This is a genomic window from Gloeotrichia echinulata CP02 (genome assembly GCA_038087035.1).
GTDB classification, from domain to species: Bacteria; Cyanobacteriota; Cyanobacteriia; order Cyanobacteriales; family Nostocaceae; genus Gloeotrichia; species Gloeotrichia echinulata.
The window spans coordinates 5,648,226-5,671,197 of sequence record CP051187.1 but is presented as its reverse complement, the minus strand read 5'-3'; the positions used below and the strand labels follow the sequence as shown (position 1 = coordinate 5,671,197).

Below are 22,972 nucleotides of genomic sequence, written 5' to 3'. Positions count from 1 at the left end.
TAAAAACAAAAATCAGAAAGGGCACCGACGACTGGCCGTGTTTCGTCTCGGTGCCCTTGCTGGTTCGCTCCTCACACACCTGATAGTGTAGCCAAGGTGTTTGATTGTGTCAATAGGTATTATGAAACTTTTTATTTTCTTTGTCAGAGAGGGGACTGGGGACCGGGGACTCAAACCCAAGTATGAATTACGAATTACTGGCAAGGGAGTAATTATAACTCCAGGGGGGCAATAACGCCCAATTTTTCTTCTAGCAAAAACCTGAACACAGACTGAGTAGCCATGACTAGTCCCAGTCTAGCTTGGGCTAACTCTTGTGAGGTAATTTTCACCTCGCCCCAAATACGGCATTTGCAGTAGAAAGCTTCAAAGGTTTGGCTCAAATCCAAGGCGATTTTTTCCCACTTCACACCATCGCCAACAGAATCACACTCCAAGTCATCTACAACTTGGACTAAAGAAAAAATCAGATCACCCTCTGCTGGGTCATTTAGACGCAGTTTCTCTTCACTATTGAGCCACGGTATCGGGTCAGGGGAAATTAGACTCCTAACGCCGATTAGAGAACCTTCCAGTGGTCGCTGCTGTCCTGATTCCCTCAGTTGAATCAACCCCTCTCGATCTGCTAGTCGCAATAGAGAGCAACAGCGTGCATGAGCATATTGTATAGGAAACAAACTATAAGAATTGTGAATTTGAGATTTTGTCTTTTGAATTGCGATTTCTTGGGACCTCTCCCCATTCCCCCTCTCTCCCAATCCCCCAAGGGCAAGATTTTGCAACCAAGCCGCTAACACAGGGTGAGTTAATTCTAAATGAATCCAGCCAGGGGGAACTATTTGGATATGAAAAACGTCCCCGCAGACTGCTAATAATTGCGAGGCGATCGCCTGAGCCAGATCCATCGCTTCTGGATTCTGAGATTTTGATAGCTGTAGGGCTACACCTGAAATATATATGATTTTACTATGATCTCTACCTTTATACAGAGGACTTTTGGTGGCTTTTATGCGTATAATCTTTGTTTGTTGAGTATGAATACTTATGCAACTCAACATATAACTGTATAATAACTGCTTGATGGCTATGTACTTGCTAACTAGTAGTCTATGATGCACGTAGTAATTCGGAGAGAACTCAGTTATGTATATTTATCGATTTTATGTCATCTATCTAAAGAGAGAACTTTAATCTAAATAGAGAAAAATGAGAAATCCATAAAATTTGATGAATAATCGATGAATAATGAGTAAACTTTACTACCATCATTGTACAGTAAGAAGTATAACAAAAGAGTAGACAGCAAATTTGCTTTCTACGCTTTGGATGGCAGGCGCTTAGGCGTTATGCCTACATCGCCAACACAAAGACACTCCTTGCACCCTTTTATCACGTCTTTGTCTTCAGCCGAACGCTCTTTGTTACCTATGCAATCTCCATCTTCCTTTTCTGAGGCATCACGCCCTTTTCTGACTTGGCAACGAATTCTTGACTGGGCACAAGAACACTACCGCTGCCGCACCTTTAGCAAAGATGAACGCATTCCAGCTCGACCTGGATTGCTGTATTTAGTGCAAAGGGGTGCGATCCGCATGGTGGGAACCGCCCAAGTGAGTGCTACTGCCAGTCAACTCACATCTCGACGAATCAACAGAACTCCTGAAGAAGCTTTCTTGGGCTTTGTAGGAGCAGGACAACCGTTTGAAATTGTTGCCCAGTCACCATTCACACTCCAGGCCTATGCCCATGTAGATCAAACTGCAGTGCTGTGGATGTACTGGCACGACTTAGACAACTGGCCTCACTTCCGCCGGGAAGTTATGGATGCTTTTAGGTATCAGCACCAGCGCAAATTGCTGTGGCTAAGTGCCTTGGGACAACGGCGCACAATTGACCGACTCTTAGGATTTCTCACCTTGTTGATTGAGGAATATGGGGAGCCGGCGATGAGTGATACCGATCCCGATGTGATTCGTGGCTATTGTCTACCCTTCCCGCTCACCCATGCCCAAATTGGCAGCGCGATTGGTTCGACTCGTGTCACCGTCACCCGCTTGATGGGTAAATTGCGTCAACGTGGCTTAATCCTCACCCAAGGGGATAATCTCATTTGCTTGCCAGCAGAGTCGATTAATCGAGCCGGCTAAAACGCGGTTCTGATCTCTGACGAATAGCCGCCCTTTGGGAGGACACTAATATGGGTAGGTTTTTCGACTTCAGGAGTCAGTTTCTTGGGAAGGTAGTGATTACCATCCACTCTGCCGACTTAAAACAACTGGCGTCAAACTGTCCATTGGTCTAAGGCAGAAGCCGCCGCTCTGCCTTGGTCTAATTGCAAATGTCACCGTATTTTGACAAATCCAGTTTGGCTAATCAGTTCCTGTCCCTGTTGAGTCAGCAGTAAATCGCCATAAGCAACACCTGCTTGCTGCTCGGTTTGACCATTTTGCTTGACCACCACAAACAGATTGCGGGTAATCGGGTACTTTCCTGATTGGAAAGCCTCAATGTTTAATTTGTTGCGTTTACCAGGACAGTCATTCGGGAGGACTAAAGGTTCTTGGTAGGGAGCAATGTATTCGCCTGACGTCCGCCCCAACGGCAAGGGTTTGATTGAGCATTGAGGAACCACCTCTGGGGCTGAAGCGTAGTAAATACCACCAGGACTACCAGCCAATTTTTGTAAGGCTTGGGTGGTCGTGGAGACAAACTCCACATTGGGGCCGAAAGGTTGACCACCCAAGATGTCTTGCATAAACAGTTCTACCGTGCCGCCATCAGTGGTACGGCGAGAATAAGGCTTAATCGGGAGATTGGGACCGCCGACCAAGCTCCAATTGTTAATCTTGCCTGCATAAATTGACTTAAGTTGGTCTATTGTCAATCCTGGTATATTGAGGTTGGGGTTAACTGCTACCGCCAATCCATCAATAGCTATGGGAATTTGTTTGAGTTCAAATCCCCGCTGCTTGGCACGAGCCAATTCCTGATCCAGAAGTGGTCGTGAGGACTGGACAAAGGCTAATTGACCGTCGATGAGGGACTTGATCCCTGAATTAGAACCAGGAGTTTCACCGTTAGGTTCTAGATAACGCAGCCGAAACTCTGGTCGCGCCGTTTGAATTGCTTGGTCAACTACCAATCGAATCGGTGCCCAAGATGTGCTGCCTCCGTAGTTAAATAATCCTGTAGGGACATTTTGTACAGAAGCGAAATTTGTACCGCTAGTTTGTCCTGGTGGAGCTATGGGCGGATTAGTACTGCCAGAATTAGGATTTGCCGGCTGGGAGCCGATAATTTGATTGGGGCTAAAACCAGACTTGTTGGTGAACCACCAAAAGCCGCCAGCTATCAACCCACCTGTGATCAAAAAGGATAAAACCAGAACAGGTATTTCATTTTTTTGAGACATAGTAAAATTACCCCAAATGTGGGTTAAATAAAACTGTTTAATTGTAGAGAGTGTAGTTGGAGTGCGGATATTTGACTACCGAATTTTGACAAATCCGGCTTTAGTAATTAATTCTTGACCAACAGGGGTAAGCAGCAAGTTAGCGTAGGCTTCCCCTGCTTGTTGATCGATTTGTCCGTTTTGTTTAACAATTACAAATAACTGTCTGGTGATGGGGTAATTACCTTGTTGAAACGCGGTTGCATTTACTTGGTTGCGCTGTTGCGGACAGTTTTCTGGGGGGATAAAAGGCTCCTTGTAGGGGGGAACAAATTGGTCAGATTGACGCCCCAAGGGTAAAGGCTTCACACCACATTGTCCGACTATTTCCGGGGCTGAGGCATAGTAAATACTCCCTGGATTTTTATGCACTTCTCTTAAGGCTTCGGTTGTCGTGGGGATAAATTGGACATTGACACCAAAATTTTCTTTCTCCAAAATATACTCATGGAAAAATTCGATAGTCCCGCCATCTTCCAAGCGGCGAGAGTATGGTATAATAGGCAAACTTGGACCACCAACCTGTTGCCAATTAGTTACCCTGCCAGTATAAATATCTTTTAGTTGGGCAAGGGTTAAACCAGGAATTTCGAGATTGAGGTTAACGGCGATCGCAATACCATCAATTGCCACAGGAATTTGTTTCAATGTAAACCCCCGTTGTTGCGCCTTCTGGTATTCCTCATCTTTAATCGAGCGAGACGACTGGGAAAAAACCAACTGGTCATTCAACAACATTTTAATCCCCGAACCAGAACCAGGGGGATCTGTAATGGGATCAGTATAACGCAGCCGAAAGCTAGGCCAAGCCTTTTGTATTTCTGAGTCTACTTCTCTACGGATGGGCGCCCAAGTCGTACTACCGCCATAGGTAAATAATCCGGAGGGCACGTTTGACACTTGGGCAAAACTGTCACCATTCGACTGTGCGCTTTGGTCAGGGGAATTTTTACTATTGATCACATTAGAGTTGTGCGCCAACAACCAAAACATTCCACCCACCAGCCCCAGTGTGATACTCAAGGATAGAACCAAAACCGCTATTTCATTAGTCCCATTTTTTTGTGACATAGTTGTTGTTTTGACTTTTGCCGATACACACAATGTCACATTTTGAACATCCCTTGTGGTTAATGATGGGTTAAATTTTAATTTTTGATTACAGTTGCTGGTAGGGGTACAAAGTCATAGCCAGTACCAGAACGAGAACCGGGAACGATGTTGACAAGTTGGACTGGGGCGTTGCGATCGCCTGATGGTAAAAAACGAATTGTGCCAGAAGCCCCAGTGGTGGAAAAATCCGAGGAAGAAAGAATTTGTTGTACTCCTAATCGCGTCGGATTGCGTGCTAATGCGGCGATCAAAGCGCGTGTAGCATCATAGGATAAAGCAGTGCGCCAGTTGACATCAGCACCCCATAATTGCCGCGATTTTTGGGGAAAATCTGACTTGGGATCAGCATCAATATGCCAAGGAACTGCTACTATCATTCCCGTAGCTTGCTGTCTACCAATTTCTAAAGTTTTGAGAGTGTAAATAGTATCTCCCCCTAGAAGTGTTAACTTTTTCTGGTTAACTTGAACTACTTGTAGGGCTTTGTCTAGATTGTCAGTATCTGGCGCTAACATTAAGACTTCTGCGCCTTGTTTAGTAGCTTGTTCTATACTTTTAGCTGCACTAAAATCTGACTTAGACAAATCAAATTCGCTGGATACTTGTCCACCTTCCAGGGAGACAGATGAAACAAATTCTGATTTGAGAGACTGACTATAATTACTCTGGGAATTAAAGAAAACCGCTGCATTTTTTTTCTGCAAAGTTTTCACCATATAATTAGCTAGGGTTCGAGCAGCCATGAAATCGCTAGGAACCGTGCGGAAAATGTAGCGGCTAAAGTTGCTAATTTTAACAGAGCTACTAGTAGGAGTAATAGCTACAAGTTGTCGAGAATCATAGACCTTACCTGCTTTTAAGGTAACATCACTACCAGAAGGACCAACTACACCTAATACTTCTGGATTATTAACTAAGACAGTGGCAATTTGTTGGGCAATTTCTGGGTTACTTTCATCATTAGCGATCGCCACCTTCAAGCGCACTCCCCCAATCCCCCCAGAGGTATTAATTTCATTTTGGGCTTGAGCGATACCCCGTAAAATTTCTAACGAGGTATTCGGGTCACTACCCATAGGTACAGATGCAGCAATGGTATAGCTTTTTGCCGAGCCAATGCGGGCATTATTGAGAAATATCAGCGCCTCTGGGTCATTGCGCTTGACTTTGAGGGACGCTTCTAAATTAGCGATCGCTCTGTCGTAACTTTTATTAACTAAGGCCTGTACGCCTTCTTTTTTGGCGGGAGAAGCTTCCCCCGGAGTGAAAATTTTCTCACCAAAAGTAATACGTTCTTCGAGAGCTTGTTCATTACCATTTTCCTGTTTATCAGAAATGGGTGTGGTAAAATTCAAGCCAAATTTGGGAGCAAACAACCAAGCAGCACCAGCCACAATTCCCGCTGTTAACAGGAGTGCTAAAAGCAAAACCTTAGTTTCGTTTTTTTGGGACATAGATATTTTTTTATTTTTTACCTAGTTGTCTTGTGCTATTAACATACAATCATACCTAGTCACATGGGCGGTACATGATACGATGTTGACAAGTTAGATAAAAGCAATGCTGCCTAGTTGATTTACTTGTTTTCATGTATCACATTTATCAGGTTGTTTGAGCTTTTGTATTGGACAAAAATTATCTTCACCATTCTTATTAGGAAAGACTTTCACAAGTTGGAATGGAGCATTGCGTTCGCCTGATGGTAAAAATCGAATCGGTCCTGAAGCACCATTAGGTGAAGAAAAATCTTTGTCTGAAAGAGCTTTTTTTATATCTTCTCTCGTGGGATTGGGATTTTGATTTTTTTTCAATGCTTCTATAAAAGCTTGTGTGGCATCATAAGCGAGAGCAGTTCGCCAGTTTACATCTGGAGTACCCCAAAGCTTCTGGGCGTTATCGCTAAAGGTTAAGGTCTTATCGCTAAGTTCTTTATGCCAAGGAGCAGCCACCACGATTTCATTTGGGGCCTGTTTCCATTCCAAAGTGTTTTTCCTGTAAAGAGCATCTCCACCAAGCAGAGTAAATTCTGGCTGTTGTTGAGCCAAATCCGCTGCTTTCTCGAAGGAGTCAGTGTCCAAGGCTAAAATCAAGACTTCGGCACCTAATTCTGTTGCCTTATCCAAACTAGTACGTGGAGTACCTGGCATACTTTTAACGTCAAATGCTTGTTGATTTTCTTGTTTATTCAATACTTGTCCCCCTTCCAAAGAAATAGCTGTTTCCAATTGAGATTTTAGAAGAAGACTATAATGACTGTCTGAATTGTAGAAAACAACTGCTTTTTTCTTCTTTAAAGTTCTCACCATATACTCAGCTAAAGCTCTCGCCTGAACTGCATCACTGGGCACTGTAGTAAAAATATAGGGGTTAATTTGGTTTTCAAGTTTAACAGAAGTACTGGTGGGAGAAATGGCTACTAATTTTTTGTTGCAATAGACACTTCCTGCTTCTTTAGTAGCATCGCTAGTGAAATGACCGACTACACCTAAGACTTCCTCTTTGTTCACTAGGGCTGAGGCGATTTCTTTGGGCTTGTTTTTATCACTGTCATCAGCGATAGCTACTTTTAATTTCTTGCCATTCATTCCGTCGGGAGACTTATTGATTTCATCTTGAGCTTGAGCTACTCCACGTAAAATCTCTAATGCAATTTGCTGATTCTTCGGCACAGTCACAGCAATTGTGTAGCTGTTGGCATTGTTCAATCTGATATTAATATTATTTAAGAAAATGAGTGCCTCTGGGTCATTTGGATTATTGTTTATCGCAGTTTCTAGCTTCTTTTTTGCATATTGATCGTTTTTGTTTTTTATAAAATATATACCATCTTTTCTTTCTGAAGATGGATTTCCCTCTGGTTGAATGAAGCTAGTTTCGCCAAAACTGATGCCGTTACTCTGACCACTTGACTCGGTATTTGGAGAAGTTTGATTATTTGGACATAATCTGCTAGCTTTTCTGGGCGAAAGATTGTTTATGTTAGGCAAACATAACAACAATAGACCATAAAAAGTAAGACTTCCTACTTTGAACAAAGTTAAACGATCTGGTTTCTTAAATGTTGGCAGCATAATCCTCGTCAAAAGTTTTGTGAATCATCTAAATATGCAGAAATGAGAACACCTATCATCGGATAAGACTTACTACTGTGATGCTTGATTGTGAAAATTATCAAATTCTTTTGGTATCCTTTCTCTACGCCCATATACAAACCATTCCGCCGAGAATAATATAAAAGTTAAGTTACCGAAAAAGGTATATAAACTAAATCCAATTATTCTCACCCAATACAACCAATTACCTGCTTGTTCCCAATCCCAATAAAGCCGGTAGACAAGTAGAAAACTCACTAAAGTTGCAAAAAATGCTGACCCCAGAGCTATTTTAGCTATTTTGGATCTCTGATTGAAGGATAGGCTGGCTCTGCTCTGACTATAATTTACTTTTTTGATATCAAACCCGTTTAAATTATTCTCTCCATTACTATCTACTACATTAATTGTTGAATTTGTATCTCCTGTATGAATAATTTGAATGCTTGCTCCTTCATTTGGAGCTAGATTATTAAAACTAATATGCACTTTTGACGCTTCTTTTTTATCGTCGTAATTAAATCTATTAATTGTTGAGTTATTTTTTTTTGGCTGATCTAAAACATCTACAGCAATGATTTCTTCTCTATTTGCTAACTCGATTATTAATGGGTTGTTGTTTATATCATTATCCGTAAATTTTTCGGTTCCTGCGTTCCAAATTGCTATTCCTGTAAGAGTTAACTGAGCAATAGATTTATCATCAATTTTTTTCTTTATTTCAAGTGCATCATGATATTTAATACTAAAGCTCCTAAATGAATACCTAATTTTTTTAGTCGGTCTAGCTGCGAATTGGACGATAACTAAAAGTACGAAAAAACCAGCCCCAAATGAATTATTTAATCCTGCGAATACTTGAAAAGTGAGGATGCCTAGCATACCTAATACAGGATCTATTGTCTGTACAAAATACCGAAAATAATTATTGAATTTAACTAACTTGTTTGAACTCATACACTAAAACTCCAATATTTTATATTTCAGACATATTTTGCACCCTCGACTGATAAAATCTGCTTGTGGAAATGGGAGACGGGGAATTAATGATTTAAAATACTTAAATAGGTAAAATTATCATCCCAATCCCTAGGCACGCGAAAATAGTAGACATCAGAACTTGAGGTGCGAAATGGGTGAAAAACGCCACGTCCGCACATAAAATTACTACTAAATTTATAATACCAGTAATAAGTAAAGCCAAGTGATACTTGGATCACATTGGCTAAAAATGTATTTTTATCCGTAAAACCTATAAACTGCGACTCACAAAATCAGAGAAAGCAATTTATAAATCAACCGAAATAGGGCTGTAAGCGCAATAGTTACCAATGCGGCTGCAACTGCTAAAAAAACGACTTGCTCAATTCCCAGACCAGCTTGCAAAAATTTTAGAAAAAAGATAATTGCAAACGTAAGTCCTGAAATAATTAACAAATCAAATCTTTCGATCCACCGCCTAGTTTGAGCAAAAATTAGTATCCCCAAAATCACGGCGGAAATCCCCAGAGTAATTGTTGGGTTATGCAGCAAACTAAAAAGAGCTATGCCAATCAATGCACCTTCAAACCCACTAAAGGCGGCTCCAGTTAATAATTCTAATGTAGAAAATGCTGGTGTATTTGCTTTAGTTGGTGGGGGTGCTGGGGGTGTTGGGGGTGGTGAAACAACTGGATGAGAAACTGGTCCAGATGGTAATGATGTGGGAAAAATGGTTGGGTCTGGAGGTTGTGTAGGTGGTATGAATTGTGGTGTATTGGTTTCTACTAAAGCATCTAAAACATCTTGGGCTGACTGAAAACGTTGATTGGCTGCAGGTAGCAGCATCTTGTCTAAGATATCAGCCAGATGGGGGTTGACAGTGGCTTTTCCTCGCCAGTTCCACTGGTTAGTATAAGCATCAAATAGCTTACTTGCTTCCTGACCTGTGACTAATGTCAGAATAGTTACAGCCAAGGCGTATAAATCTGTAGATGGGAATACTTGATTTCCAGCCATCTGCTCAGGGGGTGCAAACCCCAGAGAATAAATTCCCGTGGAAGAAGCATTAGCACCAGCAGGGGCGTTTGTGACTTGTTTAACTGCACCAAAATCGAGAAGGAAGATTTTGCCATCACGACGACGCATGATGTTAGAGGGTTTAATATCTCTGTGGATAATGCGTTTGTCATGGACAAACTTGAGTACCTTGAGAATTTCTTGCAGCACTTCCAAAATTTCTGCTTCAGAGAATCTACCCTTTTGAATTAATTCTTCCTCTAGATTTTTGCCATTGATATATTCCTGCACCAAATAAAAAAACTGGTCTTCCTGTCCTGGTTGTAGACTGGGAACTGTCACCGGAAAAAAAGCAAATAAGTTGGGGATTTGGTCGTGTTCGTTACCTAATTCTGCTAAAGTATCTGCCTCTCGCTCAAATAGTTGTTGCGCCAATTGTAGTTGAGATGAAGTTAAATTTCCTGCAGGTTGGAACTGTTTAACGACGCATTGACGCATTCCAGGAATCCGGCGATCGCGTGCCAAAAAAGCTGCGCCAAAACCTCCTCTTCCTAGCAGCTTGGTAGGCACATATCGACCATCTAACATGAGTGGCATTCCACAGCTAGTGCAGTATTTTTGCTGTGTTGTTTTCAGCGTCGTCTGATCATCTAAATCAGCAAACAAATTTTGTGGGCGCGGGCAACGTGGACGAGTGCAGTAAACTTCCATTGTTTTGGTGTGTCCTTTGTCAGTTCAAGAAGCCAAAAGCCCTATAGGAATAACTAATGACGATTTTATGGGCACGGCGACACCGTGCGCCTACTGACTAAGGACTATGAACAAATACTAGCCTTCGTCAGAGGCGTTGGGTGTCACTGTATTCAATGTAGTTACTACTAGGTTTTTTGGTGATGATTTTAACACATCTATGCTCCATTCAGGTGTAGCAAAATGGGGTAAAATTTCTTGACTAAAGGCTTCTGCTGCTTTGGATCTATAGCGATTGGGATTAAAAATTAGCCACAGTGTCCGCTTGACGATAACGCCATCAATTGGGGCACAGTGCAGCACGCCCATTTGTAACTCTTTGGCGATCGCCGAGGTAGAGACAAAAGCAGCTCCCAAACCAGACTGTACGGCATTTTTAATTGCTTCAATGGAATTTAACTCCATTTCGACTTTAAAACGCCTGGCGTCAATATCGCAGCGGCCGAGTACTTGGTCGATGACCTTGCGAATAGTTGATTGAGAATCAAGAGCGATGAATTGTAGTTTATAAAGGTCTTCTCTGTGAATTGTTTGGAGTTTGGCAAAGGGATGAAAGACAGGTAAAATAAGTGCCAATTCATCTTCGGCGTAGGGAATAATTTGCAAAGATTCTACCAACTCCCCTGGAATTTCACCGCCAATGATGGCGAGATCAACTTGTCCATTAGCGACACTCCAAGCAGTGCGGCGGGTAGAGTGGACGTGAAGTTGTACGGCGACATCGGGATATTTTTGCCGAAACATCCCAATCATTCTCGGCAAAAGATAAGTGCCGGTGGTTTGAGAAGCACCGACAATCAAGGTTCCGCCTTGGAGATTTTGTAGATCCTCAATGGCGCGACAGGTTTCCTGACACAGACTGAGGATTTTCTCACCGTAATTTAGAAGTAGATGCCCTGCTTCGGTTAATTGTGCCCGACGGCCTCCACGGTCAAACAAGGGAACATCCAGCTGGCGTTCAAGGTTTTGAACTTGTAAACTCACAGCCGGTTGAGAGACGTAAAGACTGTCAGCGGCGCGTTTGAAGCTCCCTTCTACGGCGATCGCTTTGAGAATACGTAACTGATCTAAAGTGAAAGGAAGGTCAGACATAAGGCTAAACCCACGAACAAGAAAGGAGCAACTTTGGCAAAAATCATTGGTTTACAGCTTGCTAGCTGGCCCTGATTTATTGCATCTTAAACTTGAAGGCTTTACTCGAAAAAGACAGTAGCACAACATCTTGACTAAAGTCCCCTTTTGTTTACTTTGTGCTATTTGGTTGTATTGAACAAAGTTTTCTTTAAATTACTTCACCTACGTATATGTATATTATGCCGATTTCTTGGTTGACTCCCAGTCATTTTGTCATACTGGGGTTACAATTAGCTTTTGCGATCGCTCACAGTGGCGGAGCCGCCTTGCGTCCTTGGGCAGAAAAACACATCGGCACAAGGCTTTATCGCATTTTTTTTGCTTTAGTCAGTCTGCCATTAGCAGTCATCTTAATTATTTACTTTTTTAACCATCGTTATGATGGCTGGGAACTGTGGCAAGTCAAAGGTGTGCCTGGAGTGCAGACCTTTGTCTGGGTGTTGTCAGCGATTTCGTTTTTGTTTTTGTATCCTGCTACCTTCAATCTACTAGAAATTGCTGCCATCCAAAAGCCCCAGGTTCATCTTTACGAGACCGGAATTATTCGTATTACCCGCCATCCGCAAATGGTGGGGCAAATAATTTGGTGTATTGCCCATACTCTATGGATAGGTAGTAGTTTTACTCTGATTACCTCCCTCGGCTTGGTATTGCATCACTTATTTGGTGTGTGGCATGGCGATCGCCGCCTCAGTTACCGCTATGGGGAAGCCTTTGAAAGTGTCAAACAGCGCACTTCAATTATTCCTTTTCTGGCAATTATTGATGGTCGTCAATCTCTCCAATGGGAGGAATTTCTCCGTCCTGCCTATTTAGGAGTTGCCATTTTTGTGGCTGTACTTTGGTGGTCTCACCCCCTGTTACTAGAAGCAAGTAGTAGGATATCATGGTAGTTTAAGTTGATCCCCAATATTTGCGGATACGACCCAGTAATTGAATAGATTACCTTAACAATTGCTACCGAATCAATGTAGGATAAATTCAAACAACTATCAGTGGGGGTGCATTCACTCAGCTAGAGATTTTAGTATTGGTAGTTGCGCGTTAATTGCTTTTTCTAGGGAATAAATCACACTGCGGTCTCAATACCCTCCCTAGCAATGGCAATCAGCACTGGAACATCCAAAAAAGCCAACGCGATATTCACGGTGGCCTTTTTGTCAAAGTCCCAATCAATGTGCTGAATTTTTGCATAATTATCTGTGTAACCAGAGCATCTATCGGCGGTAAATAGCTTGCGAATCACTCCTGCTGATAGTTAGTTTGATAAAAAAAACCTATAATTCTAGAGGCGTCATGGTGTTGTCGGTTAGTGAGCGGACATTTACTCAAGAAGTTTTAGAATCTCCTATTCCGGTGTTAGTGAATTTTGAAGCCCCCTGGTGTGGCTTGTGCCGCATCATACATCCGCTGTTGTTGCAATTTCAAGCCCAATGTGGGGAAGAGATAAAATTAGTCGGGGTTAACGCCGATCAAAATTTTAAATTATCTACCACGTATCGACTGAAATCATTGCCAACTTTACTGTTGATTGAAAATGGCACAATCCAGCATCGGCTGGAAAGTTTTCGCGGTAGAGAGGATTTATATCTAGCTTTAGAAGAAATTAAACTCACCTACAGCAACCGTTCTAAAACTTACAGTAGTGCGAAAATCTTAGATTTGGGATGCCGGACAGCATAAATATGGTCAAGAGTCAACCAATTTTGGATTTTAGATTTGCGTGCTTCGTAGCGTAAAGCCTACGGCATAGCTTCGCTTAGAGCGACGTAGGAGCGTCTTTTGGATTGACCCCGACCACAAGGGTGCCTTGCTCGGGGATTTTAGATTGACGTGCTTCGTAGCGTAAAGCCTACGGCATAGCGTAGCGTAAAGCGACGTAGTAGTCTGTCAATTTTGTTTTGAGGGATTTTTGGTAGCGGGCAAGATGCCCGCACTACAGTCCATCATTTTTATCTTGACAGAGTAGTAGGAGCGTCTTTTAGATTTTTCCACCCACTAGGGGTCTTGCTCGTACCCCAAAAATCTAAAATCCAAAATCCAAAATCTAAAATTCGGAGGGTCAAGTGTTATCCTTTTTGACCAAAAAAATGGGATTCAAGCCCCGTCCTTCTAGGACGGCTTTATGATAAAATTCAGGTATAGTCGCCATAGGGCATTGGGAGACTTTAAACGGACATGGAGGGATGGTAAGACCACTTGTGGCGCAACGAGCGCGAAGTGTCAAGGAATCCTCGCTCCTTTAGCACGAGGAGGTATGTCAAAGTTGATTGATGACTCTGGACTGGGCAAAGCCAGTGCCAAATCTAAAACCATAGTTAACACCCCACCCAAAGGTCATTGGGTGGGGTATTTTATGCTAAAGAGTGTGTGTCACAATTATTAACAGTTTCGACAAGTTAGTCAAGAATCCTAAAAGTAAGCGTCAGTGATGGAAGTAATCTATGAATATGCCTGGCTGATTCCTGTATTTCCTCTTTTAGGGGCAATGCTAGTCGGTCTAGGGTTAATCTCGTTAAATCAGGTAACCAACCGCCTGCGTCAGCTCAACGCTGTCGTGATTATCTCCCTGATGGGAGCAGCGATGGCGCTGTCGATAGCCTTGCTATGGAGCCAAATTCAAGGTCACGCAACTTATATCCGCACCCTAGAATGGGCAGCAGCAGGCAGTTTTCATCTGAGCATGGGCTACACGATTGACCACCTGACAGCTGTGATGCTGGTGATTGTGACAACGGTAGCCGTATTAGTCATGGTCTACACCGATGGCTATATGGCTCATGATCCAGGATACGTAAGGTTTTACGCCTATCTGAGCTTATTTGGCTCCTCGATGTTGGGTTTGGTGGTCAGCCCCAACCTGGTACAGATTTATATCTTCTGGGAACTGGTGGGGATGTGTTCCTACTTGCTGGTCGGCTTTTGGTACGATCGCAAGTCAGCCGCAGATGCAGCCCAAAAAGCCTTTGTCACCAACCGTGTGGGTGACTTTGGTCTGCTACTCGGCATTTTGGGGCTATTCTGGGCAACGGGAAGCTTTGATTTTACTATCATGGGCGATCGCCTTGCCCAACTGGTGCAAACAGGTTCTATCAGCAATTTTCTTGCCATCCTGTTGGCAATTTTAGTGTTCTTAGGCCCAGTGGCGAAATCAGCCCAATTCCCCCTGCATGTCTGGCTACCAGACGCGATGGAAGGCCCTACCCCCATTTCTGCCCTCATCCACGCAGCAACAATGGTGGCGGCTGGTGTTTTCCTCATCGCCCGGATGTACCCAGTATTTGAACATGTTCCCGCAGCAATGACCGTTATTGCCTTTACTGGAGCATTTACTGCGTTTTTGGGAGCAAGCATCGCTATTACCCAAAACGACATCAAAAAAGGCTTGGCTTACTCCACCATTTCCCAGTTAGGTTACATGGTGATGGCGATGGGAATTGGTTCCTACAGTGCCGGCTTATTCCACCTGATGACCCACGCCTACTTCAAGGCGATGTTGTTCTTGGGTTCTGGTTCTGTGATTCACGGGATGGAAGGCGTCGTTGGTCACGACCCCGTATTAGCCCAGGATATGCGCTTAATGGGCGGACTGCGAAAATATATGCCGATCACGGGGATCACCTTCTTGATTGGTTGTTTGGCAATTTCTGGTATTCCTCCCTTTGCTGGTTTCTGGTCAAAAGATGAAATTCTCGGCGCCGCTTTTGAAGCCAACCCATTTCTCTGGTTGATTGGCTGGCTAACTGCCGGTATCACGGCTTTCTATATGTTTAGAATGTATTTCTCAACATTTGAAGGCAAATTCCGGGGAACTGACGAGAAAATTCAAGCAAAACTCAAGAAAGCAGCTACTATTGTCCTAGAATTAGAGTCAGCAGAACCAGCGCCTAATTTTGGACCTGGGGCAATGAAAAAAGGAGAATTGGCTGCTACTGGTGATCACCACGAATCCCATGACTCCCATGACTCCCACGGTCATCATAGTGATACTCCCCACGAATCTCCGTGGACGATGACCTTACCCTTGGCACTATTAGCAGTGCCTTCAATTTTGATTGGTTTGCTAGGTACACCCTACGCCAATTACTTCGAGGAATTTATCTTTCCACCTACCGAAACCCTCTCTGAAGTCCTAGAAAAAGCTGCCGAGTTTAACCCGACGGAATTTTATATTATGGCGGGGGCTTCCGTGGGCATTTCCTTGATTGGCATTACCTTGGCTTCGCTGATGTACTTGCGGGGTAAAATCGACCCAGCGGCGATCGCCACCAAAATTAAACCACTTTACGAGCTATCCCTCAACAAGTGGTACTTTGATGACATTTACTATCGTGTCTTTGTCTTGGGTTTACGTCGTCTAGCTAGACAAGTGATGGAAGTTGACTTCCGCGTGGTTGATGGTGCCGTTAACCTCACCGGCTTCTTCACCCTTGTCACGGGCGAAGGTTTGAAATACCTAGAAAATGGTCGCGCTCAATTTTATGCCTTGATTGTGTTTGGGGCAGTTTTGGGCTTAGTGATTGTCTTCGGTATTACCTGATTTTAATCGGGGTGGACGGGCCTCGATACGTGTCAAATTAACTTTAAATCAGCGGTTAGAAACCGCGTCTACACAAGCGAAACCCACCGACCTGGGTTTCAAACCCCCAAGTTTATTAGGAGCCTAATTTAGACTCCTTTTTTTTTGTTGCTAGTCAGTAATTAAATATTAAAGTCCAAGCTGTAGCTTGTCCTATGGACTCTTGCAAATCGGCTAGATATTTGTGCTTTTGGCTGCAACCGAGTAGCAAATCTCCTACTGGGTATAACTTTTTGCCATTATGTTTCCCAATCGTTAGTTCACAAGTTGCACAACCAGCTATATTGACACTCCCCACGCATAAATGCGGGGGATTCCAGCGTCACTGACGTTCCTTGCTTTTGCAGGTCTTCTCACTCGGGGAGACGCCAAGGGCGATGTGACCAACAGAAGTAGAGGGAACATCTCTACTGGCGTTAGTTTGGGATTGCCCACCCCTACCGTTTGCACGACTTAAAATTACTTTGGCAGCATTCACATCACGTTGTTCAATATATCCGCAATGTGGACAAGAATGGGTACGGGTGCTGAGAGATTTTTGCACTCTAGCACCACAATTACTACATTCAATGCTTGTGAAGTGGGGAGGAACTGCAATGATTTCCCGTCCAAATTTTGCACCAAAGTATTCGAGCCACTGACGGAAGTTGTACCAAGAAGCATCAGAAATGCTCAAGGCTAGTTTGTGGTTTCTTACCAAGCCGGAAATATTTAAATCTTCCAAAGCTACCTTAGCGTTAGCTAGGCATAAGTTACGCGCCATTCTCTTGACGTGTTCATTCCTTTGTCTTGTTACTTTTAAATGTTTACGAGCATAAACACCACGCGCTTTTCTTCTGCCAGATGACCCTTTTTTCTTCTTGTAAATGTTACGTTGAACCCGCTTAATATCTTTCTCTGCTTTGCGGAGAAATCGCGGATTCTCCTCTCTGCGAGACGCTTCTCTGCGAGACGCTGCGCGAACGCGAAGATGATTACCATTGCTATCAGAGTAGAAATATTCCAAGCCGACATCAATACCAATTTCTGATGTAGTTGGTGGTGCCTCTTGCTGATTATCAATCTTGACGCAAAATTGCACATAGTATCCATCCGCTCTACGCACAATCCTCACTCGTTTAATTAGTTCAACAGGGTATTGATGAATATCCCATTTACCTAATAGTTTGAGTTCGCCAATACCTTTTTTATCAGTGAAAGTTATACGGCGCTTTGTTGGGTGCAACTTCCACCCAGACACCTTATATTCGACTGAACGACTATGCTTTTTGAACCGGGGATAACCCTTTTTTCCAGGTAGGTTTTTCTTGCAGTTATCAAAAAACCTATTGATAGCACGTTCTACATTTTCTACTGATGCTTGACAAGCATGACTGTTTAAATCATTAACAAATTTAAATTCTGCTCTTAATTGAGTGTTGTACTGATATAGTTCTTTCTTGCCGCATTTTAATGCCGAAGGCTTAACGCCGCGATTATCCATCCAATATCTAAGCACTTTATTTCGGACAAATTGAGAAGTACGAATAGCTTCATTTATTGCTGCTAATGTGGCTCTTTTGACAACTGCTTTGTATTCTAGTACCAACACTCTTGCATCACCTCCTTGCATCTGTTAACCTCTATCTAGTGTAGCAGTTGGTTATTATGATGACAACTAAAAAAGGGATAAAAAGGATGAAAAATCAACCAGTTTATCACGATGAAATCAAAGGTAAAATGACTGTTTTTTTAACTCCAACAGCTTGGGATATCATAAAAAATGAAGCTGCAAACCGAGGAATTAGCGCCAGTACTTGTTGAGGAATGGGGACGGCGTAAAGCCTGCGGCATAGCTACGCTTAATGCGCAGCGTCTCGTAGAGATTGAAATCGCCCGCGCCTAGCCCCCATAAATAGAATTTAGGGGCTTGCTCGGCGCGGATAACTCAGTCATCGATAAAATAGATGTTAAATAGCTACAAGCAGGCCACATGATTCCTATCGTTATTGAACAATCTGGTCGTGGCGAACGCGCCTTTGATATCTACTCACGGCTTTTGCGTGAACGCATCATCTTTCTGGGACAACAGGTTGATAGCACCATAGCCAGCTTGATTGTTGCCCAATTGCTGTTTTTAGATGCTGAAGACTCCGAAAAAGACATTTATCTGTATATCAACTCTCCCGGTGGTTCAGTGACTGCGGGTATGGGCATTTTCGACACCATGAAACACATTCGCCCGGATGTGTGTACCATTTGTACTGGATTAGCAGCAAGTATGGGAGCTTTCCTCCTCAGCGCTGGTGCCAAAGGTAAGCGGATGAGTCTACCCCATTCTCGGATTATGATTCATCAACCTTTAGGCGGCGCTCAAGGACAAGCGACTGATATTGAAATTCAGGCGCGGGAAATTTTATACCACAAAAAGCGGCTCAATGACTATTTAGCGGAACACACAGGTCAGCCAATTGATCGGATTACCGAAGATACCGAACGCGACTTTTTCATGTCGCCAGAGGAAGCCAAGGACTACGGCTTAATTGACCAAGTAATTGACCGTCACGCTGCAGGTAGTCGTCCAATAGCTGTTGTATAGTCAAGAGTCAAGAGTCAAGAGTCAAGAGTCAAGAGTCAAGAGTCAAGAGTCAAGAGTTAATCTATTCTGGACTGTGGACTCTAGACCCTAGACTCTTGACTAATTAAAATCCTGTGAGCGGATCTATGGGTGTCGTTTGTGATTCCAAATATTTCAGGAATCCATGTAATTCTTCTACGGTGAGCAAGGTCCGCCCCCGCTTACCGTAGGTTTTAATTAAATGCTCCCGTCCCTGTTCTGGTGTCCAGCCTAAGCGCTGAAGTTCCACATCTGTTTTGGCTAACACATCTGACAAATCTACCGGTTCACTCTTTTTCTTTTTCTTCCCTGTGCTGATGGGCGTAGCTAACTCCTCTGGAGGAGTATAATTACGAGGTGTAAATGGTGTGACGTTACTAGCAGCCATTCCTGGTTCGTATTGGTTGTCTGGTTCGCTAGCAGATGTTATTGCAAAGTTTTCCATTGGTGGCATTTCAAATTCTGGCTCTTGGTTGGTGGTCAAAGAATTAAGTTGACCTAAATTCTGGTTATAGATATCTCTTGTATTGGCAATTTCCCTGTCATTTGTTACCGTATCTGAGTGGACTGGCGGCGAGGATACTTCTTGACCGCTGACCGCTGACCACTGACTACTGACGAAATCTTCGCCTGTTGTCTTCACTGAAGGGTTGCTCGGTACTGGTGATATTGATTTGGGCGAAACCGCTGCTGTTTCCTGTGGCGCCTTCGTCATAGACAAAACCATCAGCGCTCTATTTCTAGCTTGGTCTTCTGCGGATTCTACCGTTTCTGCTGCTGCCATACCAGTAGCACGAGTTACACCTTCAATTTGGACACTGACACGGACAATATATTTTCCTTGAAAAATTTGTACTAATTCTGAAATTAGACTGCCGTTGGGATACAAGCTCTGGAATTGAGCCAACATAATACTGCCACCAATTTAAGTCTGTTGAACAAGGGGACTGAGGACTGGGAGACACAAGCATGGTGCTTTTCAAGCTCCTATGTCCCGATTGTACCAGTAGCGCAATTCCCAGGAAAATGTTTAGCTACTGCTGAGGTTCTCTGAGCGATCACACCTTCAATGCTATACTAATTACCCAATTCTATATCTAGAACTATTTTCTGGAAGTGCCCTCTAAATCTACAATAATGAAGATAAGGTTCGCCCTCACTGCTTGTTAAGCCGCTTACCTAATTGTTACCGATTCTACATGGGGGAAAATTAGGTTGCTCGGCAGTTTTTCCTAGTTAAAAATCAGAGTTTAATGGTGTAAAGTACCTTCAATCTAGACAATCGAACACCTGTTCCCCTAGATCATGCTTTTGGGTAGTGTCGAGAGTTGTCCCAACCAAGCCTCTCAAAAACCCGTCGCGTAATGATCTTTACGGGGGTAAATTTGAATCAGGGGTGCTTTGTCAGTTTGACTGGATGAAGGAACTCTAACGCCAGTCAATTCTGATCTGGTCGTGCAGTGAGAAGTCTGTAGACGCTTATACGCTGAAGCAGCGCTGCAGGAGGGGAGTCGTCACGACATTCCTTTGGCTTCCAAAGGTCGAGCAAGTGCCGTTTTTTCTCCCTCAAGCGACTGCGAACTTCGTAGCGGTAGCAAGGTACGAGTGTCACCTGATGGGCTACCCACCTTGGGGGTAGATTTTCTGCCCTTGGAACTTCAAAAGCCCAGCTTCAGGGCAATTAGTTTCCAGCTAGTGTCTGTAGTCCATGACGGTATACAGCACAGAACCAGATTAAACCAGTTAACAGTTAACAGTTATCAGGTGTATGGTGGATAGTGTAGTGTAAAAACGCACTAAAGCTTAAGTATAATTGGGGGCTTCAAGCCAAGCGATCAAACTGATAACTGGTAACTGTTAAAGAAAAAATGATGTTTTGACCAAAGGTCGGTTCACTGCATGGAATTTTCAATCGCTACACTCCTTGCCAATTTCACCGATGATAAATTGGTAGCTCGTAAAGTTTTGGAAAAGAAACTTGGTTGCGAGGATGAAATTAGTTTACACAAACTTCACATTGCTTTGGAAGTGTTGGAGAAAATTGGCCTTTTGGTCAAGGAACGGGGTAAGTATCGCAGAATACCAGAAGAAGGACTGATAGAAGCAAAACTCCGTTGTTCTAGTAAAGGCTTTTGCTTTGCTATTCAAGACGTGGAAGGCGCAGAGGATATTTACATCCGCGAAAGTCATCTCAGTAATGCGTGGAATGGCGATCGCGTTTTGGTCAGAGTTCTCAAAGAAGGTAGTCGCCGTCGCTCGCCAGAAGGAGAAGTCAAGCTAATTCTAGAACGCTCCAATCACACCTTGCTAGCGCGGATAAAGCAAGTAGAAAGCGGTTTTCGAGCGGTTCCCTTAGACGATAGATTGCTGTTTGAACTGAAACTGCAAACAAACGGTATGAAATTAGAAGAGGCGATCGATCACCTAGCCCATGTAGAAGTCCTGCGTTATCCCCTAGCACAATACCCTCCATTAGGTCGAGTTGTACAAATCCTCGGCAGCGATGCCGAAGCCGCTGCTGATATCGATTTGGTAACATGTAAACACGACCTATCCCGCAATTTTTCCGATTCAGTGCTAGACGCAGCAGCAAAGTTGCCCAAAAAACTGCTGAAAGCCGACCTAAAAAATCGGCTGGATTTACGTAGTTTGTTTACTGTCACCATTGAGGGGATAAACGGTAACTCGAAAGTTATCGAAAATGCCTTTAGCTTAGAAAAAACGGCAAATGGAAATTGGCGTTTAGGCTTTCATATTACCGATATTTCCCATTATATTCAACCAGATGAAGCCCTCGACCGAGAAGCATTCAAGCGCGGTAAGTCGGTGTATCTGGGAGAATTAGTACTGCCAATGTTACCAGATGCGGTGGCGGAACGCTGTTCTTTAGTTCCTCATAGCGATCGCTTAACCCTCTCGGTGTTGATTACCATCGATTCCAAATCGGGAGAAGTGCTGAATTGGGAAATTCAATCGGCTGTCATCAACGTAGATACTGCACTGACAAAACAACAAGCCCAAGCTATCCTCACTAATCAATCAACAAATGCATCCGACCAGGTAATCCAGCTTCTGCAAGACCTGGAACGATTATGCAAAGCAGTCAAACAGGTGCGCTTGGATCGTGGTAGCTTACAGCTAAATCTACCACCCAATCAAAACCCCTACTATGATGAGGGCATTTTGGGGGCGGTGGTAGTGAATGATATCCCTGTGCGCTCCCTATTGACCGAGTTGGTGCTGCTGGTGAATCAACTAGTAGCAATTCATTTGAACGCGCTGGGAGTTCCGGCTATCTGGCGAGTCCAAGGGGCACCCGATCCCGAAGATGTCCAAGAAATGCTGAAATTAGGGATTAATTTAGGCGTAGAACTGACACTCGAACCCGAAATTGATATCCAGCCTTTAGATTATCAACATTTAACCAGGGCTTTTGCCGATTCTCCATCTGAGCAAGTTCTCACCTACTTATTGCAAGACACACTCAAGCCATCTGTGTACAGCACCACCAAAGGACTGCACTTTGGACTGGCACTACCGGAATATGTCCATTTTACAGCTCCGTTGCGGCGTTATCCAGATATGCTCATGCAGAGAGTATATTATACACTAGTGGAACATGGGCGCGATCGCCGCAATACCCGTGTCAAAGAGCGCGTTAACCTCCGCCACTCCTCTTGTCACGCTGAAATTAACTGGAACGTCTTGGCCCCAGAATTGCAACAAGAACTCCAAAGCGATTTAACCAGGGTCATTGTCCAGATTAACGACAGGGAAAAGGAAGTCCAAGAAGCCGAAGCCGATTTAGCCGGACTGCAAAAAGCCCAACTGATGAAACAGCGCATCGGGCAAGTATTTCATGGTGTAATTACTGGTGTGCAATCTTACGGTTTCTTTGTCGAAATTGAAGTACCAACAACAGATTTTGTGGTAGAAGGTAATCCTGGCGTACCTCTGAGAGTGGAAGGACTAGTACATGTCAGTTCCCTCAAAGATGATTGGTATGAATATCGCGCTAGACAACAGGCGCTGTTTGGGCGGAAAAATCGCGCTTCTTATCGACTAGGCGATCGCGTCGGCGTACAGGTTAAAAGTGTTGATTACTACCGACAGCAAATTGATTTAGTAACGGTTGGTAGCGATGGTGTTGCTAAAGGCTTGGATGTTAACACCCCCAATGATGATTTATCGGATATCTACTTACCAAACGATCTTGAATCTAGCGACTTAGATCCCTACGCAGAGGAGGAGTAAATTCT

20 protein-coding genes are annotated in these 22,972 nt (G+C 43.6%); 8 read left to right on the top strand and 12 right to left on the bottom strand.

The features are described from left to right. Positions 1-212: 212 nt before the first annotated feature. Positions 213-1,118 carry a DALR anticodon-binding domain-containing protein gene (locus HEQ19_25090; protein WYM03600.2) on the bottom strand — a complete coding sequence of 302 codons (906 nt, stop codon included), beginning with the start codon at positions 1,116-1,118 and terminating at the stop codon, positions 213-215. Between the two features lie 309 nt (positions 1,119-1,427). Between HEQ19_25090 and HEQ19_25085 the strand changes: the two genes are divergently transcribed. Beyond that, entirely contained in the window at positions 1,428-2,147 is a 720-nt protein-coding gene (locus tag HEQ19_25085; protein WYM03599.1) for a Crp/Fnr family transcriptional regulator, read from the top strand. A 194-nt stretch (positions 2,148-2,341) separates the two neighbouring features. On the opposite strand, the gene HEQ19_25080 is transcribed toward HEQ19_25085, so the two are convergent. The 7 genes from HEQ19_25080 to HEQ19_25050 form a co-directional block, all read right to left on the bottom strand. Next, entirely contained in the window at positions 2,342-3,412 is a 1,071-nt protein-coding gene (locus HEQ19_25080; GenBank protein WYM02279.1) for a PstS family phosphate ABC transporter substrate-binding protein, read from the bottom strand. Between the two features lie 75 nt (positions 3,413-3,487). After that, complete coding sequence (locus HEQ19_25075; protein WYM02278.1) at positions 3,488-4,522, bottom strand: PstS family phosphate ABC transporter substrate-binding protein; 1,035 nt, start codon at positions 4,520-4,522, stop codon at positions 3,488-3,490. A gap of 77 nt (positions 4,523-4,599) precedes the next feature. Beyond that, a complete protein-coding gene (locus tag HEQ19_25070; protein WYM02277.1) occupies positions 4,600-6,018 on the bottom strand; it encodes an ABC transporter substrate-binding protein in 1,419 nt (472 codons plus the stop codon). A 132-nt stretch (positions 6,019-6,150) separates the two neighbouring features. After that, a complete protein-coding gene (locus HEQ19_25065; protein WYM02276.1) occupies positions 6,151-7,635 on the bottom strand; it encodes an ABC transporter substrate-binding protein in 1,485 nt (494 codons plus the stop codon). Positions 7,636-7,707: 72 nt separating this feature from the next. Then, on the bottom strand, positions 7,708-8,613 hold the full coding sequence (locus tag HEQ19_25060; protein WYM02275.1) for a hypothetical protein: 906 nt from the start codon (positions 8,611-8,613) through the stop codon (positions 7,708-7,710). Between the two features lie 309 nt (positions 8,614-8,922). Next, positions 8,923-10,365, bottom strand: coding sequence for a serine/threonine-protein kinase (locus tag HEQ19_25055; protein ID WYM02274.1), 1,443 nt, complete (start codon positions 10,363-10,365; stop codon positions 8,923-8,925). A gap of 117 nt (positions 10,366-10,482) precedes the next feature. After that, entirely contained in the window at positions 10,483-11,496 is a 1,014-nt protein-coding gene (locus HEQ19_25050; GenBank protein ID WYM02273.1) for a LysR family transcriptional regulator, read from the bottom strand. Between the two features lie 221 nt (positions 11,497-11,717). On the opposite strand from HEQ19_25050, the gene HEQ19_25045 reads away from it, so the two are divergent. Continuing rightward, entirely contained in the window at positions 11,718-12,431 is a 714-nt protein-coding gene (locus tag HEQ19_25045; protein ID WYM02272.1) for an NnrU family protein, read from the top strand. 176 nt (positions 12,432-12,607) lie between these two features. Here HEQ19_25045 and HEQ19_25040 read toward each other — a convergent pair whose 3' ends face one another. Further along, positions 12,608-12,784 (bottom strand): hypothetical protein, encoded by a 177-nt coding sequence (locus HEQ19_25040; protein WYM02271.1) that lies wholly within the window; start codon positions 12,782-12,784, stop codon positions 12,608-12,610. 50 nt (positions 12,785-12,834) lie between these two features. On the opposite strand from HEQ19_25040, the gene HEQ19_25035 reads away from it, so the two are divergent. After that, positions 12,835-13,221 (top strand): thioredoxin domain-containing protein, encoded by a 387-nt coding sequence (locus HEQ19_25035; protein WYM03598.1) that lies wholly within the window; start codon positions 12,835-12,837, stop codon positions 13,219-13,221. Between the two features lie 748 nt (positions 13,222-13,969). After that, positions 13,970-16,078, top strand: a complete 2,109-nt coding sequence (locus tag HEQ19_25030) for an NAD(P)H-quinone oxidoreductase subunit 5 (GenBank protein ID WYM03597.1) — start codon at positions 13,970-13,972, stop codon at positions 16,076-16,078. Positions 16,079-16,232: 154 nt separating this feature from the next. Here the strand turns inward: HEQ19_25030 and HEQ19_25025 are convergent, their stop codons facing one another. Beyond that, positions 16,233-16,415 carry a hypothetical protein gene (locus tag HEQ19_25025; GenBank protein WYM02270.1) on the bottom strand — a complete coding sequence of 61 codons (183 nt, stop codon included), beginning with the start codon at positions 16,413-16,415 and terminating at the stop codon, positions 16,233-16,235. Between the two features lie 24 nt (positions 16,416-16,439). Further along, complete coding sequence (locus HEQ19_25020) at positions 16,440-17,729, bottom strand: transposase (protein WYM03596.2); 1,290 nt, start codon at positions 17,727-17,729, stop codon at positions 16,440-16,442. Between the two features lie 35 nt (positions 17,730-17,764). Between HEQ19_25020 and HEQ19_25015 the strand changes: the two genes are divergently transcribed. Together HEQ19_25015 and clpP are read left to right on the top strand one after the other, a co-directional pair. Further along, positions 17,765-17,920 carry a hypothetical protein gene (locus HEQ19_25015; protein ID WYL98129.1) on the top strand — a complete coding sequence of 52 codons (156 nt, stop codon included), beginning with the start codon at positions 17,765-17,767 and terminating at the stop codon, positions 17,918-17,920. 169 nt (positions 17,921-18,089) lie between these two features. Then, positions 18,090-18,695 carry an ATP-dependent Clp endopeptidase proteolytic subunit ClpP gene (clpP, locus tag HEQ19_25010; protein WYM02269.1) on the top strand — a complete coding sequence of 202 codons (606 nt, stop codon included), beginning with the start codon at positions 18,090-18,092 and terminating at the stop codon, positions 18,693-18,695. A 103-nt stretch (positions 18,696-18,798) separates the two neighbouring features. Here clpP and HEQ19_25005 read toward each other — a convergent pair whose 3' ends face one another. Beyond that, positions 18,799-19,623: a hypothetical protein gene (locus HEQ19_25005; GenBank protein ID WYM02268.1), complete on the bottom strand. Its 825-nt coding sequence runs from the start codon at positions 19,621-19,623 to the stop codon at positions 18,799-18,801. A gap of 617 nt (positions 19,624-20,240) precedes the next feature. Between HEQ19_25005 and HEQ19_25000 the strand changes: the two genes are divergently transcribed. Both HEQ19_25000 and HEQ19_24995 read left to right on the top strand, forming a co-directional pair. Further along, positions 20,241-20,492, top strand: a complete 252-nt coding sequence (locus HEQ19_25000; GenBank protein ID WYM02267.1) for a hypothetical protein — start codon at positions 20,241-20,243, stop codon at positions 20,490-20,492. 120 nt (positions 20,493-20,612) lie between these two features. Then, positions 20,613-22,967 (top strand): ribonuclease R family protein, encoded by a 2,355-nt coding sequence (locus tag HEQ19_24995; protein WYM02266.1) that lies wholly within the window; start codon positions 20,613-20,615, stop codon positions 22,965-22,967. Positions 22,968-22,972 lie beyond the last annotated feature (5 nt).

Coding starts and splice junctions, on each gene's coding strand:
- HEQ19_25085 (WYM03599.1), top strand. CDS start 1,428: ATGCAATCTCCATCTTCCTTTTCTGAGGCATCACGCCCTTTTCTGACT.
- HEQ19_25080 (WYM02279.1), bottom strand. CDS start 3,412: ATGTCTCAAAAAAATGAAATACCTGTTCTGGTTTTATCCTTTTTGATC.
- HEQ19_25075 (WYM02278.1), bottom strand. CDS start 4,522: ATGTCACAAAAAAATGGGACTAATGAAATAGCGGTTTTGGTTCTATCC.
- HEQ19_25070 (WYM02277.1), bottom strand. CDS start 6,018: ATGTCCCAAAAAAACGAAACTAAGGTTTTGCTTTTAGCACTCCTGTTA.
- HEQ19_25065 (WYM02276.1), bottom strand. CDS start 7,635: ATGCTGCCAACATTTAAGAAACCAGATCGTTTAACTTTGTTCAAAGTA.
- HEQ19_25060 (WYM02275.1), bottom strand. CDS start 8,613: ATGAGTTCAAACAAGTTAGTTAAATTCAATAATTATTTTCGGTATTTT.
- HEQ19_25055 (WYM02274.1), bottom strand. CDS start 10,365: ATGGAAGTTTACTGCACTCGTCCACGTTGCCCGCGCCCACAAAATTTG.
- HEQ19_25050 (WYM02273.1), bottom strand. CDS start 11,496: ATGTCTGACCTTCCTTTCACTTTAGATCAGTTACGTATTCTCAAAGCG.
- HEQ19_25045 (WYM02272.1), top strand. CDS start 11,718: ATGCCGATTTCTTGGTTGACTCCCAGTCATTTTGTCATACTGGGGTTA.
- HEQ19_25035 (WYM03598.1), top strand. CDS start 12,835: ATGGTGTTGTCGGTTAGTGAGCGGACATTTACTCAAGAAGTTTTAGAA.
- HEQ19_25030 (WYM03597.1), top strand. CDS start 13,970: ATGGAAGTAATCTATGAATATGCCTGGCTGATTCCTGTATTTCCTCTT.
- HEQ19_25020 (WYM03596.2), bottom strand. CDS start 17,729: ATGCAAGGAGGTGATGCAAGAGTGTTGGTACTAGAATACAAAGCAGTT.
- HEQ19_25015 (WYL98129.1), top strand. CDS start 17,765: ATGATGACAACTAAAAAAGGGATAAAAAGGATGAAAAATCAACCAGTT.
- clpP (WYM02269.1), top strand. CDS start 18,090: ATGATTCCTATCGTTATTGAACAATCTGGTCGTGGCGAACGCGCCTTT.
- HEQ19_25005 (WYM02268.1), bottom strand. CDS start 19,623: ATGTTGGCTCAATTCCAGAGCTTGTATCCCAACGGCAGTCTAATTTCA.
- HEQ19_24995 (WYM02266.1), top strand. CDS start 20,613: ATGGAATTTTCAATCGCTACACTCCTTGCCAATTTCACCGATGATAAA.